Origin of the sequence: Alishewanella agri BL06 (assembly GCF_000272005.1) — a bacterium.
Classification (GTDB): Bacteria; Pseudomonadota; Gammaproteobacteria; order Enterobacterales; family Alteromonadaceae; genus Alishewanella; species Alishewanella agri.
This window is the reverse complement of sequence record NZ_AKKU01000025.1, coordinates 175,132-192,505: the sequence shown is the minus strand read 5'-3', so window position 1 is coordinate 192,505 and position 17,374 is coordinate 175,132. Positions and strand designations below refer to the sequence as shown.

Annotated in this window: 13 protein-coding genes; 7 read left to right on the top strand and 6 right to left on the bottom strand. The window is 53.5% G+C overall.

The features are described 5' to 3' along the window. The first annotated feature begins 47 nt into the window (after positions 1 to 47). Positions 48 to 695, top strand: coding sequence for a DUF1294 domain-containing protein (locus AGRI_RS13145; protein WP_008985394.1), 648 nt, complete (start codon positions 48 to 50; stop codon positions 693 to 695). A gap of 3 nt (positions 696 to 698) precedes the next feature. Here AGRI_RS13145 and AGRI_RS13140 read toward each other — a convergent pair whose 3' ends face one another. Both AGRI_RS13140 and nagZ read right to left on the bottom strand, forming a co-directional pair. Continuing rightward, the gene (locus AGRI_RS13140; protein WP_008985393.1) at positions 699 to 1,883 is read right to left on the bottom strand and encodes an acyltransferase family protein; all 1,185 of its coding nucleotides are present in this window, start codon (positions 1,881 to 1,883) and stop codon (positions 699 to 701) included. 1 nt (position 1,884) lies between these two features. Further along, on the bottom strand, positions 1,885 to 3,702 hold the full coding sequence (gene nagZ / locus AGRI_RS13135; RefSeq protein WP_008985392.1) for a beta-N-acetylhexosaminidase: 1,818 nt from the start codon (positions 3,700 to 3,702) through the stop codon (positions 1,885 to 1,887). A gap of 225 nt (positions 3,703 to 3,927) precedes the next feature. Between nagZ and AGRI_RS13130 the strand changes: the two genes are divergently transcribed. Genes AGRI_RS13130 through AGRI_RS13115 form a run of 4 tightly spaced genes read left to right on the top strand, consistent with a single transcriptional unit; the run spans position 3,928 to position 8,459 of the window. Then, on the top strand, positions 3,928 to 5,502 hold the full coding sequence (locus AGRI_RS13130; protein WP_008985391.1) for a sodium:solute symporter: 1,575 nt from the start codon (positions 3,928 to 3,930) through the stop codon (positions 5,500 to 5,502). Between the two features lie 11 nt (positions 5,503 to 5,513). Continuing rightward, on the top strand, positions 5,514 to 6,380 hold the full coding sequence (locus tag AGRI_RS13125) for a glucosamine kinase nucleotide-binding domain-containing protein (RefSeq protein ID WP_008985390.1): 867 nt from the start codon (positions 5,514 to 5,516) through the stop codon (positions 6,378 to 6,380). A 7-nt stretch (positions 6,381 to 6,387) separates the two neighbouring features. Beyond that, positions 6,388 to 7,308 carry an N-acetylmuramic acid 6-phosphate etherase gene (gene murQ, locus AGRI_RS13120; RefSeq protein ID WP_008985389.1) on the top strand — a complete coding sequence of 307 codons (921 nt, stop codon included), beginning with the start codon at positions 6,388 to 6,390 and terminating at the stop codon, positions 7,306 to 7,308. Continuing rightward, positions 7,305 to 8,459, top strand: a complete 1,155-nt coding sequence (locus AGRI_RS13115) for an exo-beta-N-acetylmuramidase NamZ family protein (RefSeq protein ID WP_008985388.1) — start codon at positions 7,305 to 7,307, stop codon at positions 8,457 to 8,459. Before murQ ends, AGRI_RS13115 begins: the two co-directional genes overlap by 4 nt. A gap of 11 nt (positions 8,460 to 8,470) precedes the next feature. Here AGRI_RS13115 and AGRI_RS13110 read toward each other — a convergent pair whose 3' ends face one another. Further along, positions 8,471 to 9,310, bottom strand: coding sequence for an META domain-containing protein (locus tag AGRI_RS13110; RefSeq protein ID WP_008985387.1), 840 nt, complete (start codon positions 9,308 to 9,310; stop codon positions 8,471 to 8,473). Positions 9,311 to 9,327: 17 nt separating this feature from the next. Next, positions 9,328 to 10,734 (bottom strand): M14 family zinc carboxypeptidase, encoded by a 1,407-nt coding sequence (locus AGRI_RS13105; protein WP_008985386.1) that lies wholly within the window; start codon positions 10,732 to 10,734, stop codon positions 9,328 to 9,330. Between the two features lie 210 nt (positions 10,735 to 10,944). On the opposite strand from AGRI_RS13105, the gene AGRI_RS13100 reads away from it, so the two are divergent. After that, positions 10,945 to 12,336 (top strand): Na+/H+ antiporter NhaC family protein, encoded by a 1,392-nt coding sequence (locus AGRI_RS13100; protein WP_008985385.1) that lies wholly within the window; start codon positions 10,945 to 10,947, stop codon positions 12,334 to 12,336. An 86-nt stretch (positions 12,337 to 12,422) separates the two neighbouring features. Then, positions 12,423 to 13,040 carry a TetR family transcriptional regulator gene (locus AGRI_RS13095; protein ID WP_008985384.1) on the top strand — a complete coding sequence of 206 codons (618 nt, stop codon included), beginning with the start codon at positions 12,423 to 12,425 and terminating at the stop codon, positions 13,038 to 13,040. Between the two features lie 49 nt (positions 13,041 to 13,089). Here AGRI_RS13095 and AGRI_RS13090 read toward each other — a convergent pair whose 3' ends face one another. Together AGRI_RS13090 and AGRI_RS13085 are read right to left on the bottom strand one after the other, a co-directional pair. Beyond that, positions 13,090 to 16,185, bottom strand: a complete 3,096-nt coding sequence (locus AGRI_RS13090; protein ID WP_008985383.1) for an efflux RND transporter permease subunit — start codon at positions 16,183 to 16,185, stop codon at positions 13,090 to 13,092. A gap of 3 nt (positions 16,186 to 16,188) precedes the next feature. Next, positions 16,189 to 17,319 (bottom strand): efflux RND transporter periplasmic adaptor subunit, encoded by a 1,131-nt coding sequence (locus AGRI_RS13085; RefSeq protein ID WP_008985382.1) that lies wholly within the window; start codon positions 17,317 to 17,319, stop codon positions 16,189 to 16,191. Between the last annotated feature and the right edge of the window lie 55 nt (positions 17,320 to 17,374).

The following is a 17,374-nucleotide window of genomic DNA, read 5'->3' as shown; positions in this document are numbered from 1 at the left end:
CCGCGCTCTGCTACACTTAAACCTTGGGTGCACCGGGAGTATGGCAGATGCAGCTGACGGGTAAGGTAGTATTCTGGCAAGATAAAAAGGGCTTTGGCTTTTTGCTGTGTCAGCAAACTGAGCAGAAGCTGTTTTTTCACATCCGGGATTTTACCGACAGTAAAAGCCGCCCGGCCGAAGGCGATGAGCTGCAGTTTAGTCTTGGCACCGATAAACAGGGCCGGCCTATTGCCACTGAGCTGAGCATCCTAAGCGCCAACCCGGCGGCCCGGCAGCCTCCTTTACCACGGCTTAGCAGCGTTGATTTGGATTATACCCAGGATATGGCGCTGTATTTTCGCGCCGCCTTTTTGATGCTGGTGATTATTGCGCTGCTGTTCGGAACCCTGCCCTACCTGTTACCTATCTTGTATCTGGAAGCCAGCCTCTTTACCTATTGGTTGTATCAGGCCGATAAAAATGCTGCTGTTGCCCGGCAAACCCAACGCCTGCCGGAAGAAAGCCTGCAAATGTTTAGCCTGATTGGCGGCTGGCCCGGCGCGCTGGTGGCGCAGCAAAAACTGGCGCATAAGCGCAGCAAACCTTTGTTTCAACGGGAATTCTGGTTAGTGGTACTGGGAAACTGCCTGTTATTGTTATGGCTGATGTCGCAACATGGCCAGCAGTTCTTAAGCCGGCTGGCCTTATTCAGCTAGCTGCTACACCTTAAAAATCCAGCCGCGACGATAGCAATAAAGCATACCGATATAAGACAACAGCAAAAAGCAGATGGCGTAGGCTAACGAGCCGTTGTAGTCACCAAACAGTGGCTGAAAAGCACTGCGGTAAAGCCAGTTACCCAGCGTGGTGCCGGCAACCGGCACCATCGATAACACCCGCGCCGCCACCCCGGCCAACATAAAGAATAAAATGGCATTTACGCCAAATACCAACAGCGGCGCCGTCCAGAGCCGGTAACGTTTCATTTCTGTGAGCCACAAAAACAACCCAAGGATTAGCGCAGTGAAGCCACTACTTAGCAGCACAAAGGTTGGCGTCCACAGCATCTTATTAATTGGCAAGGCCGGATGTGCCAGCTCAGCAACCCAGATTGCCGCTAAACCCGCTAAAAATAATACCCGCAGCTTAAATGCCAGCTCCGCCTTACTCTGTAGCAGCTGCGCCATTAATACCCCGCTCAAACAGCTGGCAATGGCCGGCAGGGTGCTTAAAATCCCTTCAGGGTCAAAGGCAAAGGGGGTGGCGCTACGAAAGAACACATGGTTTGGACCCAGCACATGGTGATCGAGCCAGGCCGCCAGATTATTGCCATGCTCCCACAAGCCAACAAAGGTATGGCCGTAGTTGTCGCGGTAGGGCACGAACTGCATCAGCAAAAAATATAACAGGCATAACCCGCTTAACCACAGCACACGGCCGCGGGTCCCGCTGTATAGCACGATCAGTAAAGTACAAAAATAGACAATACCAATGCGTTGTAATACGCCGGACCAGCGCACTGTCAGCAGTTTTTGTTGCAGATAGCTGTAATTGGGATCGCGGAAATTATAGTAAAACAGCACCAGAAACAGCCCCAGTAAATACAGCTTTAGTGCCCGGATGGCGCCCTGGCGGAGCAGCTCCGCTTTGGGTAGCATTTGCCGGCCAGCCAGGCTATAGGGGATCGCCATCCCCACCATTACCAGAAAGGCCGGGAAAATCAGATCGGTGGGCGTCCAGCCATGCCACTCGGCATGTAACAACGGCGGGTAGACATACTGCCAGCTGCCCGGATTATTCACCAGTATCATCGCCAGGATCGCCAGCCCGCGCAGCGCATCCAGCGCCAGCATGCGGTTGGCCGGTTGTTTGGCTAAGATCTGCTGACAGTGTCGCAATAGCATCTTAGTTTTCCGGTTGCGCCACTAGCGTCACCGGCAAGCGGCCGGTTGCTTTGCTATGCCCCAATAACACCTCGGCTAATGCCTGATACACCGGGCTAACCCAGTTACCTTTTTCATCCTGCCAGCCGTGATAGGCATAGGTTGCCAGGGTGCGTTCGGCATAAGGGGCATACAGGCTAATTTCATAAGGCGAGCGCAGGCTGACGAAGGTTTGCGGCTTTTTCAGCGCGGCACCGTATTGCAGTAGTTGTAAAAAATACTGCTGCTGTTGTTGATAGGCTTCACCGAGATTGCGAATGCCGGATAAGTCATCCATGCCACCGATTTCCGCTAACGACTGCATTGGCGAGATAAAGCCAGCGATTACCTGATCAGCCGCAGCAATTTGCCGCTTGGCAAGATCCAGGTCCAGCCGTTGCAGGCTAATCAGTTCAATCTTGCCGGCCTCCGGTGCCAGCTGCTGCAGGTAGGTTTTTAGCAAGGTGCCTTTGCTCAGGTCAGGCATCAGCAGCACAGTGGTTTTATTGTTTAAGGTCAGCGGCAAGCTGGCCTCACCTTTTACTACCGTGACCGCAGCGCGTGCCAACGCCAATTCACTGGCGCGATGCAATGGATTCGCCAGCACACTTTGCGCCAGAGTTGTATCAGCTTTGGGCAGTTCCTTTAAACGCTGCTTGGCGGCAACGATACGTTGGTAGGATGCCAGCAGTTCCTGCTGTTGTAATTTACCGCTTTGTACTGCAGCTTCCAGCTCGTTCAGCAACGCCGCCAAATTTGCCAGCTCAGCCGGGCTTTGCAGCTTAACCGGCATCAGCGCAATGTCAGCGCCAGCGGCAAAGGTTTCAATCACCGCCTGCGGCACAGTAAAGAAATGGCTGATCCCCGCCATGTCCAGTGCATCAGTAACAATCAGGCCACGGAACTTCAGCTGCTCGCGCAGTACACCGGTCAGAATACTGCGCGATAAGGTCGCAGGCTTGATCATCTGTTCACCGGTTTTGCTGCTAAAGGTGCTACTGTCTAATGCCGGAAACTGAATATGCGCCGTCATAATCATCGCCGGCGCGGCCTGCTCAATAATTTGCGCAAACGGCAATAAATCGACACGGGCGATCTGCTCTTTACTGTGATCAACCCGCGGCATGCCAAGGTGACTATCTACATGGGTGTCGCCATGGCCAGGGAAATGTTTTAGCGACACCAGCATACCCTGCTGCTGCATCGCCTCAGTCATCGCCTTACCCAGCAGGGCGACCTGCTGCGGATCCTCACCGAAGGATCGCACATTAATCACCGGATTTTGCGGATTCACGTTCACGTCGACCGTCGGGGCAAAATTAACATTGATTCCCAGGCTCAGCAGCTCTTTTGCCATAATTTCGCCAACTTCGGTGGCGAAACGGTTACCATGCTCAGCAAAGGTGGCACCAATCGCCATATTGCCGCTAAAGGAGGTTGATTGCTGGCGCGGTAGCCGGGCAACCCGACCACCCTCCTGATCGATACCAATAAATAGTGGCAAGCCCGTACCCTGGGCAGCAGCAGCCTGTTGTAACTGCTGATTCAGCGTCACGATCTGCTCTGGATGCTGCAGGTTTTCTGCAAACAGGATCACCCCACCAATATGATGTTTGCTAATTAGCTCTGCCAGCGCCGGTGGCAATTGCGTTAAGGGGGTGCGGCAGGCACCTGGCGCTACCGGCTGCTCACAGTAGTAGCGCAGATCCAGCATTAACTTCTGTCCCAGCACCTGCTGTAATGAGGGCGTTGTTTTACTGGCGGCGGCAGTAACCAAGCCAGAGGCTGCCATACTACACATGACGATTACACTCCCGAGCCATCCGCAGATGGCAGATCTCTTGCGTTGTGACACACCCTGGTCCTTTTGCTGATTTTGTGGCCATGGCAAACATAAATTATTCATAGAAATTTCGCAAACAAGAATAGTTTAGTCTGTTCAACCAATTCGAGTTATGCTTTACTGCTGCTTAAAATAACAGCCGGCATCTGATGCCGCGCAGTTTACCTGATTCGGAACCGGCTTATGCAGCTCACCTTAGTAGATTGGCTGGTCTTTTGCAGCTATTTTTTTATCCTGGCCCTGCTTGCCTGGTGGGTTAATCAAAAGCGCGCCAGTAACAGCAGCGACTACTTTCTTGGCGCTAATACTATGCCGGCAGCCTTAGTCGCGATCTCAGTGCTGGCGACCTCTCAGTCTGCGGCCACCTTTCTTGGCGGGCCCGATATGGGGTTTCGTGGCAATCTGAGTTATCTGGCCTCTAATCTTGGCGCGATACTGGCCGCGTTTTTTGTGATCCGGTTTTTAATCCCGCGCTATTACGCCCTGAAAGTCACCACCGTCTACGAACTGCTGGAGCAGCGCTTTAGCGCCAGTGCCAAAAACCATGCTGGTCAGATGTATCTGTTTGGCCGGGTTTTTGCCAGTGGCGCCCGGCTCTTTATGGCAGCCCTCGCTGTTTCAATGTTGCTGTTTAATCATATCAACGCCGATGGCATCATTCTGTCGGTGCTACTGTTAGCCGTGATTGGTTTGTTAAGTACCATGGCCGGCGGCATCCGCTCGGTGATCTATACCGATGCGCTGCAGTGTGCGGTCTATGTTACTGCCGCACTGGTGGTGCTGGTGTATCTGTACAGTAGTTTAAACCTGCCGTGGCCAGTATTGCTGGAAGCATTACGCCATCCGATTGATCAAGACGGGTCGAAATTATTGCTGTTGGACTTTTCGGTCGATTTTAGCAGTAACGGCGTCTTTAATATCTGGTCGGCACTAACCGGCTTTGTACTGCTGAATATCGCCGCCTTTGGTATGGATCAGGATATGACGCAGCGGGTGCTGACCTGCAAAACACCACGGGAAGGCGCCAAAGCACTGCTATCTTCGGCATTACTGGTGATTCCGGTAATGCTGGTGTTTATTGTAATTGGCTTTTTGCTCTACATCTTTTACCAACGCGGCGATTTGTATCAGGGCAGTGCGCTGTTAGCCGATAGCTTTCAGGGCGAGAAGGTCACGGTCTTTATGTACTATGTATTAAACGAACTGCCCTCTGGCCTGCGTGGCTTGGTGGTGGTGGGTGTGATCGCGGCAGCGTTATCAACCATTACCTCAGGTCTGAATTCTATGGCGTCGGTGCTGGTGGCGGATCTCTATGCCCCCTGGCGGCGCAAACGGCAGCCGGCAACCAGCGAGCGGCATTTTGTGCGGGCCGGCCAACTGGCGATGTTAGGCACCGCTATAGCATTAGCGCTGATGGCGATTCTCTGCTACTACTGGCAACAGTATTCCGATATGCCACTGCTGGCCTTTGCTCTAAGTGTGATGGTGTTCTCCTATAGCGGCTTGCTGGGTGTGTTCTTTACCGCGCTCTTTACCCGGCGCGGCAACAGCCGTAGCGTGACAGCGGCATTGCTCACGGGTTTTGTCATCACCTTGCTGCTGCAACCTTATGTACTACAAAAAATCAGCCCAACGCTGGCGGCGCTGGATCTTGGCTTTACCTGGCAGCTTTGTCTGGGTAGTCTGATTGCCTTTTTAGTCTGTGTTAGTGGTGCCCCGGCCAGGCCGGTGCCAGGCACCCCCGCCCATGGCGGGTAAGAGGAAGCGTTATGTCATACCTTCTGGCCATCGATGGTGGCGGAACCAAAACGGCGGCGGTGCTGTATCACCAGCCGACAGGTCAACGCTGGCAAGCCGTGAACGGCCCGGCGCAGTTAACTAACGACTTGCAGCAGGCCCTGCTAAATGTGCGCGCCTTGATTCAGGACCTCTGCCAGCAAGCCGTCATTGCTCCGCATCAACTGACCGCGGTGATCGGTCTGGCCGGCGCCGGTAATCCGGTTTTGCACCAAGCTTTTAGTCAACAGTTAGCATTACCCTTTGCCCGCTGGCAGCTGACAACAGATGCGCGTACCTCTTTATATGGGGCCAATCACGGCCAGCCCGTTGCCGTAGTCGCTATTGGTACCGGCTCAGTCGGTATGCGGCTGCAGGCAGATGGAACTGAGCAACAAGTCGGCGGCTGGGGTTTTAATATTGGTGATGAAGGCGGTGGCGCCTGGCTGGGACGCGAGTTAGTGCGGCAGTTACTATGGTATCTGGATTGGCAAAAGCCGCTAACCCCGCTCTTGGTCGCCGTTGCCACACAATGTGGCCGCGATGCTGCTGCGCTTCTACCCTGGCTGAAGCAGGCCACGGCCAGCGACTTTGCGGCGCTGGCGCCGTTAGTTTATCAACATGCAGCTGATCCAACCGCCTTACAGCTGTTACAACGTCAGGCTACCGCCATCAACGAGCTGGCGGCTTGTTGCCTCGCCGGGCAGCCGTTACCGCTGGTACTGTTGGGTGGCTTAGCTGAGGCCTGCCGCCCTTATCTGACAGCTGAACTACAACAACGTATTCAACCGGCGGCGGGCGATGCGCTGTCGGGCGGCCTGGTGTTAGCGCAAGCGCTGGCCAACGGCACAAAAATTTGAGGACCCTATGAGTACTACCGCATTACTACAACAATTGGCCAGCCTGAGTACCGAAGCGCGTAACGCCGCCAGTTTACAGCTTGACCGGCTAAACAGCCTGGAGCTGGTGCAATTAATTAATCAGGCTGATCAGCAAGTTGCCAATAGTATTACGCCTGCTCTGCCCCAAATTGCGCTGGCGATTGATGAAATTGTTAAAGCCTTCGCCAACGGCGGGCGTTTAATTTATCTGGGAGCCGGCACCAGTGGCCGGCTCGGGATCCTGGATGCGGTGGAATGTCCACCGACTTACAGCGTACCGGATACCCAGGTCATGGGCCTGATTGCCGGTGGTGCCAATGCAATCTATAAAGCGGTAGAAGGCGCTGAAGATAATCCACAGTTAGCGGAGCAGGACTTACAGGCCATCGGCTTTAGTGCCAGAGATATTCTGGTCGGTATCGCCGCCAGTGGTCGCACGCCTTATGTGTTAGGTGGTCTGGCGTACGCGCGGCAACAAGGTGCCGTCACTGTGGCCATTAGCTGTAATGCCAGCGCGCCGATTCTGGAGCAGGCCGATATTGCGATTTGTGCCGAAGTGGGACCGGAAGTGGTCACCGGCTCAACCCGGATGAAAGCCGGCTCAGCGCAAAAAATGATTCTGAATATGCTGAGCACCGGCGCCATGGTACGCAGTGGTAAGGTCTATCAGAATTTGATGGTCGACTTGCATGCCAGTAACCAGAAATTGGTGGCCCGCGCCATCCGGATTGTGATGCAGGCCACAGACTGCGATCAACAGACGGCCGAACAGGCGCTGGCGCAGTGCCAGCAAAGCGCTAAACTGGCCATTCTGCATCTGTTAAGCGGACAGCCGGTAGCGACATGTCAGGCGCAACTGGCGGCGCAGGGAGGTTTTGTCCGTCTGGCATTGGAGGCAATGTTATGAAATGGCTACTGACGCTACTACTGCTTATCATGGCGCCGTTACTGGCGGCCAGAGATCCGATCCTCACCGGAGCGGAGCAACCTGAACGTTATTTACCGCTGCTAGCCGGTAAGAAAGTGGGTTTACTGGTTAATCAGACCTCGCGCGTCGGTGAGCAACATCTGGTCGATTTCCTGTTGCAGCAACAAGTGCAGGTGGTTGGCATCTTTGCACCGGAACATGGCTTTCGTGGCGATGCCGATGCCGGCGCTAAAGTCGAAGATAGCCGGGATGCCCGTACCGGTCTGCCGATCTGGTCGATGTATGGCGCCAGTAAAAAGCCCGATCTGAGTTTGCTGCAACAATTGGATGTGGTGATCTTCGATATTCAGGATGTCGGAGTGCGCTATTACACCTATATCAGCTCGATGCACTATATGATGGAGGCCGCCGCTGCCGCAGGTGTTGCGATGCTGGTATTGGATCGGCCTAATCCAAATGGTGCTTATCTGGATGGCCCGGTACTGGAGTTAAAATTTCAGTCTTTTGTTGGTATGCACCCCATTCCGCTGCTGCATGGCATGACAGTGGGCGAGCTGGCACAAATGATTAAAGGCGAAGCCTGGATTGCCAATGCCGATAAGCTGCAACTGACCGTGATCCCCAATGCCAATTACCAGCGCGAGCTGCCCTATGAGCTGCCCGTTCCGCCCAGCCCGAATTTACCTAACAGCCAGGCCATAAAGTTGTATCCGTCACTGGGCTTTTTTGAAGCCACGCCGATGTCGGTGGGGCGCGGTACGCCCTTCCCGTTTCAGGTGCTGGGTTATGATCAGTTTGCAACGGATGAATTTAGCTTTATGCCGGTAAGTACCCCGGGGGCAGCATTAAATCCACCGCTAAAAGATAAGCAACTCTATGGTGAAGACTTACGCCAGGTGGCGACCGATGGCCTGACGTTGGCGTATCTGATGCGCTGGCAGCAACTGTTTGCCAGCCATGCCAAGGTGTTATTCACGGCACCCGATTTTATGGATAAGCTGGCTGGCACCGATAAGCTTAGGTTACAAATCGAGCGCGGTGACAGCGAGCAACAAATCCGCGATAGCTGGCAAGGGGCGCTGCAGCGGTTTAAGCAACAGCGCCAGCCATACTTGCTTTATCCGGAATAAGCAGCGCCGGTTTATTCCGGGTCAGCTTTAAGTTTAAAGCGTGCCAATGGTGCCATTCGTGCTTTATTCAGGCTGAGTTGGCCATCGCCGAGACTGTAGTTGTCTGCCAGCGCGAGCTGAGCCAGCATCGCTTGTTCCAGCTGCATTTTCTCTTCGTTACACGCCATCATGGTGCTGGCCAGCTGACCTAAAGCCAGCCGGTAAGCCGCCGGTTGCCAGCTACCGCTAAAGCGGTTGCAGCCGGCACTACCCCAGACTTTGCCATCGGCGCTAAAATGAATAAAGGCGCCACTGTCTGCAGCAACGGCCTGCCCCGCTAATTCGATTAATTGCCAGTCACGATCAATCAAAGCTGCCACTACCGGATCCGGCGCTGTACTGGCCGCAACGTCTGTACTGACTTTTGCCAGCCGGTAATGCTCTGCCAGCTCACCGCTAATCAGTTCCGCCTCTAAATCCAGCTGCCGTAACGCATTTTCTTCAACCCGAAACCAACGCGCTTCATTGCTTTCTGAGTTGAGCCGGATTTTCCCACCACTGTCATCCCAGCTAAAGCTGCCGCTTTCGTCAAATTGATTAGCCGGCTCTTCACCCAGATAAATACTTTGCAGTTGATACTGGCCGTCTGCCGTCAGCGTAATAGTGGTTTTAATACCCTCACAACTGGCGCAAGGCAATACTCCCTGATAGGTGCCGGCCCAATCCAGGGCATTGCGGCTATTACTGCTCATTGCCGCTGCCGTGCTGGTTGAAGCTGGTCCGGCGTTGCCTGCTGGCTCAGGCGAACAGCCACTTAACAACATCGCAGTCGTAGCGACAAATAATGGTAGATAAAGCGCGCGTTTTAACATGCTCAGTTCCTTATGTCTCAGGTTCCCAGAGGATTAAGTACCTCTAACCTGGCTAAGTCTAGCAGCTGGCCGTTTAACAGTACCTGAATCACCTCGCCCTGAGCATTCACCAGTAAAAAGGTGGCCCCCTGGCGCAGTTGCGGCGAACTTTGCGTCGGGCGCAGCGGATTAACCAGTACCGGCAGATTAGTCTGGCGCTGCAACAACTTGGCGTCACCACTAAAGTGGGTATAACCGAGCCGTAACAACTGCTGGTAGCGCTGGTCATCCAGTAGTAGCGCTTCAGTTAACGGATAAGCCCGCCCCTGTTGATAGCGTAGACCACTGACATCAAACTGATGATAAGCGCCATACCCGGTCAGATCGCCCAACTCGTGGATCCGCGCATAGCGGTCGCCTTCGGTATGAAAGTTTACGCCGATATCCAATGTCGCCTCAGTATCCGCCACCCTGACTTGTAACTTGCTTAAAATCAGATCTTTTAAGCCGCCACTGTTATTAAACGGAATCGCCTCGTAATCACTCAGCGCGGCGTCACGATAACTGCCGCTGACAATGGCGTTGATCCAGGCAACATAGAGTTGAAAGTTCAGGCGTCTGGCGACCTGACGATTGTCATCATTGCGATGGCCACCCGCTTCTACCAGAACAGTGCTGATACCCATACCGGCGAAGGTATCGCCGAAGGAGCGTGGCGACCAGCTGTCGTTATAACGGCCAAGATGGTCAGGGATCTGCCGATCGAGCCAGGGTTTAACGTGCGCGATTAGCTGCATTGCACGACGACGGCTGTCGTTAATTTCCCGCGCCGCGTTATAAGCCGGTGCCAGTAAGGATATGGTCGCAGGATTGGGGGCATCACCGGCAGCATGAAAACGGTTTTGATCATGTAAATTAAAGCCATAGTGCGGCTGAATTCGACGTGCCAGTTGCATCAGCAGACGGCCCTCCGGGCTTTGCAGCGCCAGCGCATCACGATTGATATCTATGCCCTGGGCATTAACCCGGCTATTACGGGCAGCACCATCCGGGTTTAACATCGGCACGATATAAAGCGTAATCTCAGAGAACCACTGCTCGCGCCAGGCTTGCTGCTCAGGCGCTAATGTGTAGTTAAGAAAGTCGAATAGGGCCGCTGTCGCGGTATGTTCATCACCGTGCATTTGTGACCAGGCCATCACGCGCTTCTCGCCTTGTCCCAGTTGCAGCAGATAGATAGGGCGATTTTCCACCGAGCGCCCTAACTCGGTTACCTTGAGTGCCGGATCCGCCGCATACTGTTTAATTAAGGGTTCAATATCGGCAAGTTGCAGCCGTGCTTTATCCAGGCCGGGCTGCAAGTAGGGTTGATAATTTTCTATGGTCGTTGCCTGTGCCAACATCATACTCCCCAGCCAAAGTAAGATTAGTATAAATTTATTCATAAAAAACCCCTTGCTGCTGCAATACTTATTCAGACACAAATACAAAAGGTTGTAAAGACACTAGAAAATGTCACTCCGACAAGCCTTGCAGCGCTGTCGTTTCCCCTGTATAAAATCTTAACAGAAGAAACTGCTATTGCTACGGCGGCAAGCCTGTTATCGGCTCAGCACCCTGACAAATAAGGCAGACCGAACCTAATGGAGAATCCCGTGACAGACTGGCTCACCCTGTTACCGGCAATAGTCGCTATTGCTGTCGTACTGTGGCGCAAGGAAGTGATCCTGGCGTTATTGTTATCGCTTTGTACCGCTGAATTATTGATCTTTATCCAGCAAGGTCAGGGACTGGGCGCTAGTTTATTGTTAAACGGCAGTATCCAGACGTTGGAGCGAATTATTGAGGTCACCGCCGACGCCGGCAATGCCCGCATTCTGATGTTCTCATTGTTGGTGGGGGGCTTACTGGCCTATCTGCGTTACTCCGGTGGCGTGACGGCCATGGTCGATTTACTGGTCCGCAAAGGCGTCGCCCGCACCGGGCGTCAGGCTGGCTTGCTAACCTTTGGCATCAGCTTTTTTACCTTTATTGAATCGAATTTAAGCTCGCTGACTAAAGGCATCAGTACCCGCGGTCTGTTCGATAAATTCGGCATGAGCCGGGCGCGGCTGGCCTATATCATCGATAGTACCAGTTCGCCGATCTGCATTATTATTCTGCTTAATGGCTGGGGCGCTTATGTGCTGGGACTGCTTAGCACCTACGAATTATCCGTACCTGCAGTGTCGGTGCTGCTCGGCACCATTCCACTGAACTTCTATGCCCTCTTCACGCTGGCCGTGGTGCTGTACACCATTATTAGCGGTAAGGTCTATGGCCCCTTACGCCGTGCCGAACAACAGCAAAACCGGTTGGCTGATCATACTGAAATTGATACCCCGGCCAGCCATCCGTCTTATATGCTGGTACCGCTACTGACACTGGTGTTTTCGATGGTTGCCTTTATGTTGATGACCGGTAACGGCAATCTGGTGCAGGGATCAGGTTCAAAATCCGTGCTGTATGCCACTGTACTCGCTTGTCTGGTTGCCTACAGTATGATGCTGTTTAGCCGGCGTTTTCAGCACCAGCAACTGGTCAATATTGGCTTTAAAGGTATCTCGGAATTATTACCGGTGGTGACTATAGTGCTGCTGTCGATGGCACTGGGCACCAGCTTAAAAGTGCTGGGCACCGGTGCCGTGATTGCCGGCATCGTCGATCAAAACGTGCCGCATTTTTTAATCCCGGCACTGCTGTTTTTGGCGGGTTCGCTGATCTCTGTTACCACCGGTACCAGTTGGGGTACTTTTGCGATTCTGGTACCCATTGGTATGCCGATGGTGACGCTACTCGACTTACCGCCACAACTGGTGCTGGCAGCCATCCTTAGCGGTGGTATTTTTGGCGATCACTGCTCGCCAATTTCTGATAGTACTGCGGTAAGCTCGGTCGCAGCGGGCTGTGATCTGCTGGAGCATGTGAAAACTCAGCTGCCCTATGCGCTGTTTTGTGGCGTTCTGGCCTTGCTAGCCTTTGTCTTGACCGGATTTTTGATGATTTAACTCTGGCTTAGCATGATATTTCAGATCGTAGTGTCAGTTGCAAGAGCGTGCTACACTGCCCAGACCTTGAATAACCGGTAACCCGGATGGCACGAAAAACGAAAGCAGAAGCCGAGGCGACCCGAGAACAGATCCTGGATGCAGCTGAGCAGATGTTTTTTCAGTACGGTGTATCACGCACCACGCTGGAAAAAATTGCCGTTGCCGCGGGGGTCACCCGGGGCGCCATTTACTGGCATTTTGATAACAAATCGGCGCTGTTTAGCGCCATGTTAGATCGGATCCGCCTGCCATTTCAGCAAATGCTCGGCCAGCTGGATAGCGAGCAGCAAGCCGACCCTTTGGCGCAATTGCGGGATTTTCTAATTCAATCCTTAATCCTGATCACCAGCAGTGAACGGCACTTCCGGGTGCTGTCGATTGTCTTTCTGCGCTGTGAATATATTGACGAACTTAACCCGGCGGTTTCACGGCAGGAAGAGCTGGATAAAACGGCCAATGACATTATCAGTCGGGCCCTGCAACGTGCCCGCGCTGCCGGTACGCTGCAAGCTGGCGTAGAGCCGGATCAGGCAGCCTGCGCTATTCATGCGTATCTGGGTGGTTTGATCCGTAAATACTTACTGAAACCTGATTTTTGCGATTTGCAGCAAGCCGCAGCCTATATCGATTTGATGTTAAACGGCATAAAAAAGCCAGTCTGAAACCGAAGTTAACAGACTGGCAAAAGGTACAACCTTTACCAAAAGTGGCTTACGCCACTTTTGGTTTCGCAGCAAAGAACCGCATCACCACATAGTAGAAAATTGGCACTAAAAACACCGCCAGTACTGTTGCCGAGATCATCCCGCCTAATACCCCGGTACCAATCGCATTACGGCTGGCCGAACCGGCACCGCTACTGATCACCAGTGGCAACACCCCTAATGAGAATGCCATTGATGTCATAATAATCGGCCGCAACCGTAAGCGAACCGCTTCGATAATGGCGGCAGTTAACTCACGCCCCTGCTGCTGCAACTCGCGGGCAAACTCGACAATCAGAATGGCGTTTTTCGATGCCAGCCCCATGGTGGTCAGCAACCCCACCTGGAAATAGACATCATTACCCAGGCCACGCATATAGGCGGCACAGAGGGCGCCGAAAATCCCCAGCGGTACCACTAAGATCACGGCAAAAGGTACCGACCAGCTCTCATACAGTGCGGCCAGACAGAGGAAGACCACCAAAATAGACAGTGCATACAGCGCCGGCGCCTGCGAGCCGGACAGCTTTTCCTGATATGAGGTTGCCGTCCACTCAAAATCGATACCGGCAGGTAACTGACTGACCAAACGCTCCATCGTCGCCATCGCATCACCCGAGCTCACGCCCGGCGCCGGCTCACCCTGAATTTCCATCGCACCTACGCCGTTATAGCGCTCTAAGCGCAAGGGCCCATATTCCCAGCGACTGCTGGCAAAGGAGCTGAAATTCACCATCTCGCCGCTATTATTGCGCACATACCATTTGTTCAGATCTTCTGGTGTCATCCGGAACTCCGGTTCAGCCTGCACATAAACCTTTTTTACCCGGCCGCGATCAACGAAATCATTGATATAAGCCGAGCCCCAGCCAATGGCCAGTGTCTGGTTAATTTCGCTTAAGGATACCCCCAGTGCCTGAGCTTTTAGCTGATCCACCTCAATTTTTAGCTGAGCAGCATCTTCCATACCATTGGGCCGCACCTGCATTAATGTCGGTTCCTGTGCCGCCATGCCCAATAACTGATTACGGGCGTTAAGCAGGGCTTCATGGCCAAAGCCACCACGGTCCTGCAGGTACAGGTTAAAGCCGGTTGCCCGTCCCAGTTCGGCAATAGGTGGCAGGTTAAAGGCAAATACCTGCGCTTCTTTAATCGTACTAAAGAAACCATAGGCCCGGCCAATCACCGCCTGCACGCTGTCCTCCGGACCACGCTCTGACCAATCTTTCAGCCGCACAAAAGCCAAACCGACATTCTGCCCACGGCCAGCGAAGCTAAAGCCACTAACGGTGAACGCTGAAATGACTGCCGGATCCTGCTGATAGTGGGCACTGATTTTGTCCATGACCGCTTCAGTGCGCTCTAAACTGGCGCCAGCAGGTAATTGTACGATCGACAAGAAAATACCCTGGTCTTCTTCCGGCAGAAACGAGGTAGGCAGCCGTATAAACATCACCGCCATAATGGCAACAATAGCTCCGTACACTAGCATGGAGCGGCCGGGCCGCTTTAACATGGCAGCCACACCGCGCTGATAGCCTTTATTGCTGCGATCGAAGTTACGGTTAAACCAACCGAAGAAGCCCTTGTTAGATGGTGCATGACCGGCTTTCAACATGGTGGCACATAGCGCTGGAGTAAAAATTAATGCTACCAGCACCGACAGCGCCATCGCTGTCACGATAGTGATGGAGAACTGTTTATAGATGGCACCGGTCGCGCCACCAAAGAATGCCATCGGTACAAAGACAGCCGACAACACCAGACCTATACCAATCAGTGCACCGGTGATCTGCCCCATCGACTTACGGGTTGCTTCCTCCGGTGGCAAACCTTCTTCGGTCATTACCCGCTCAACGTTTTCCACCACCACGATCGCATCGTCAACCAATAAACCTATGGCCAGTACCATACCAAACATCGTCAGGGTATTAATCGAAAAGCCAAAGGCAGCCATCACGCCAAAGGTACCCAGTAACACCACTGGCACTGCCAGGGTTGGGATCAGGGTCGCGCGGAAATTCTGCAAGAACAGATACATCACCAGGAATACCAGGATCACCGCTTCAATCAGCGTTTGTACCACTGAGGTAATCGAGATTTCGACAAAGGGCGTGGTGTCATACGGAATTTCCGTCGCCAGACCTGCCGGAAAGTAAGGTTTTAACTCTTCCAACCGCTGCCGTACTGCCGCTGCCGTATCCAGAGCATTAGCACCAGTCGCTAACTCAATCGCAATACCGGTCGCTTCCTGACCGTTAAAACGGCCCATAATGGAGTAGTTTTCCCCGCCTAGCTCAACCCGGGCTACATCAGCCAATTTTACGGTGGAACCGTCGGCATTAACCCGCAGCAGAATATCGGCAAATTCTTCGGCTGAGGTTAAGCGGGTTTGCGCCAGTATCGGCGCATTAAACTGCTGACCGGGCAATGCCGGTGCGCCGCCTAACTGACCGGCGGTGACCTGATTATTCTGCACCCTAACCGCCGCCGTAACATCGGCCGGCGTCAGATTAAACTGGTTTAATTTGGCAGCATCGAGCCAAATCCGCATCGCATACTGACTACCAAACACCGTGACATTACCGACGCCCGGGGTACGGCTGAGCGGATCCCGCACGTTCGCTACCACATAGTCGGCAATATCATCGCGGCTTAAACTGCCGTCAGCCGAGATAAAGGCGACTACCATCAAGAAGGCACCATTGGATTTAGCGACCCGCACCCCTTGTTGCTGTACTTCCTGTGGCAGTAACGGAATGGCCTGCTGTAACTTGTTTTGTACCTGCACCTGCGCGATATCGGCGTTGGTGCCGGTTTCAAAGGTCAGGGTTAAACTGATATTGCCGGACGAATCACTTTGCGCCGACATATACATCAGGTTATCTAAACCGGTCATCGACTGCTCGATGACCTGGGTCACCGCATCTTCTGCTGTTTGTGCCGAAGCACCTGGATAGCTGGCAGAAATCGTGACCGCAGGCGGCGCAATACGCGGGTATTGCTCTACCGGCAGCTGCATAATCGACAAGGCACCGGCCAGCATAATAACGATGGCGATAACCCAGGCAAAAATCGGCCGGCTGATAAAGAAATTCGCCATCTGTTACTCCTGTACTGCTACAGCATTAACCTGAGCACCCGGCTGCACTTTTTGCAGGCCGGCAACGATTACCCGTTCACCCGCGGCCAGCCCATCCTGTACTACCCAGTACTGTTGATAACTGCGACCGAGCGTGATTTGCCGGGCTTCAACCTGTTGCTCGTTATTCACCACCAGGACCTGAGTCGCGCCTTTCGGCAAACGCTGTACTGCGGCTTGTGGTACCAGTACAACATTGGACTGTTCAGCCTGCGCCAGACTGGCACGGACAAACATACCAGGTAATAACAGCCTATCCGGATTCGGGAACACCGCCCTTAAAGTCACCATACCGGTGCTGGGATCAACACTGGCTTCTGAGAACTGTAACTCACCCGCAGCCGGATACTGACTGCCATCTTCCAGCGCCAACTTGACGCTGACAGCCTGTTGCTGCGTACCGGTTAATTGCCGCCGTAATTGCAGCAATTCGCTACTGGATTGCGTTAAATCAACGTAGATAGGATCAAGTTGCCGGATAGTGGCTAATACTTCGCCCTGATTCGCTGTTAACAGTGCACCTTCGGTGACCATTGAACGGCCAATCTGACCGGCGATGGGTGCGCTAATGCGGGTGTAATCCAAATTGATGCGAGCGACCTGCCGCTGTGCCGCAGCAGCTTGCACTTCCGCTTCGGCTTGCAGTAAGGTGGCGCGGGCATCGTCAACATCTTGCTGGCTGACCACTTGCGACGCTATCAGACCTTGTAACCGCTTCAGACGCTGCTCAGCGTTGGTTGCTGCCGCCTGTGCCCGGCTTAAATTAGCCTCCGCGGTGGCGAGTGCCGCCTGATAAGGCGCCGGGTCTATCTGATATAACAGTTCACCGGCAGTCACCTGCTGGCCTTCAGTAAAATGCCGTTTTTGCAAAATACCGCTGACCTGCGGCCGGATTTCTGCCTGTCTGAAATCGGTGGTCCGGCCGGGTAATTCGGTGACCAGTGCTAACGACTGAGACTGGATTTGATAGACCCCGACTTCCGGTAAACCCGGCGCGGCTTGCGCTTGCGGAGCCGGTTCACTGCAGCCACTTAACAGCCCGATTAGGATCGCGAAAACGCTGCTCTTGCGCAGAATAACTTGAAATTGCTGCATGCTTGCCCCTGAAGATTGAAGAAATTATGTCAGGCGGACTTTGCCAATCCTACCT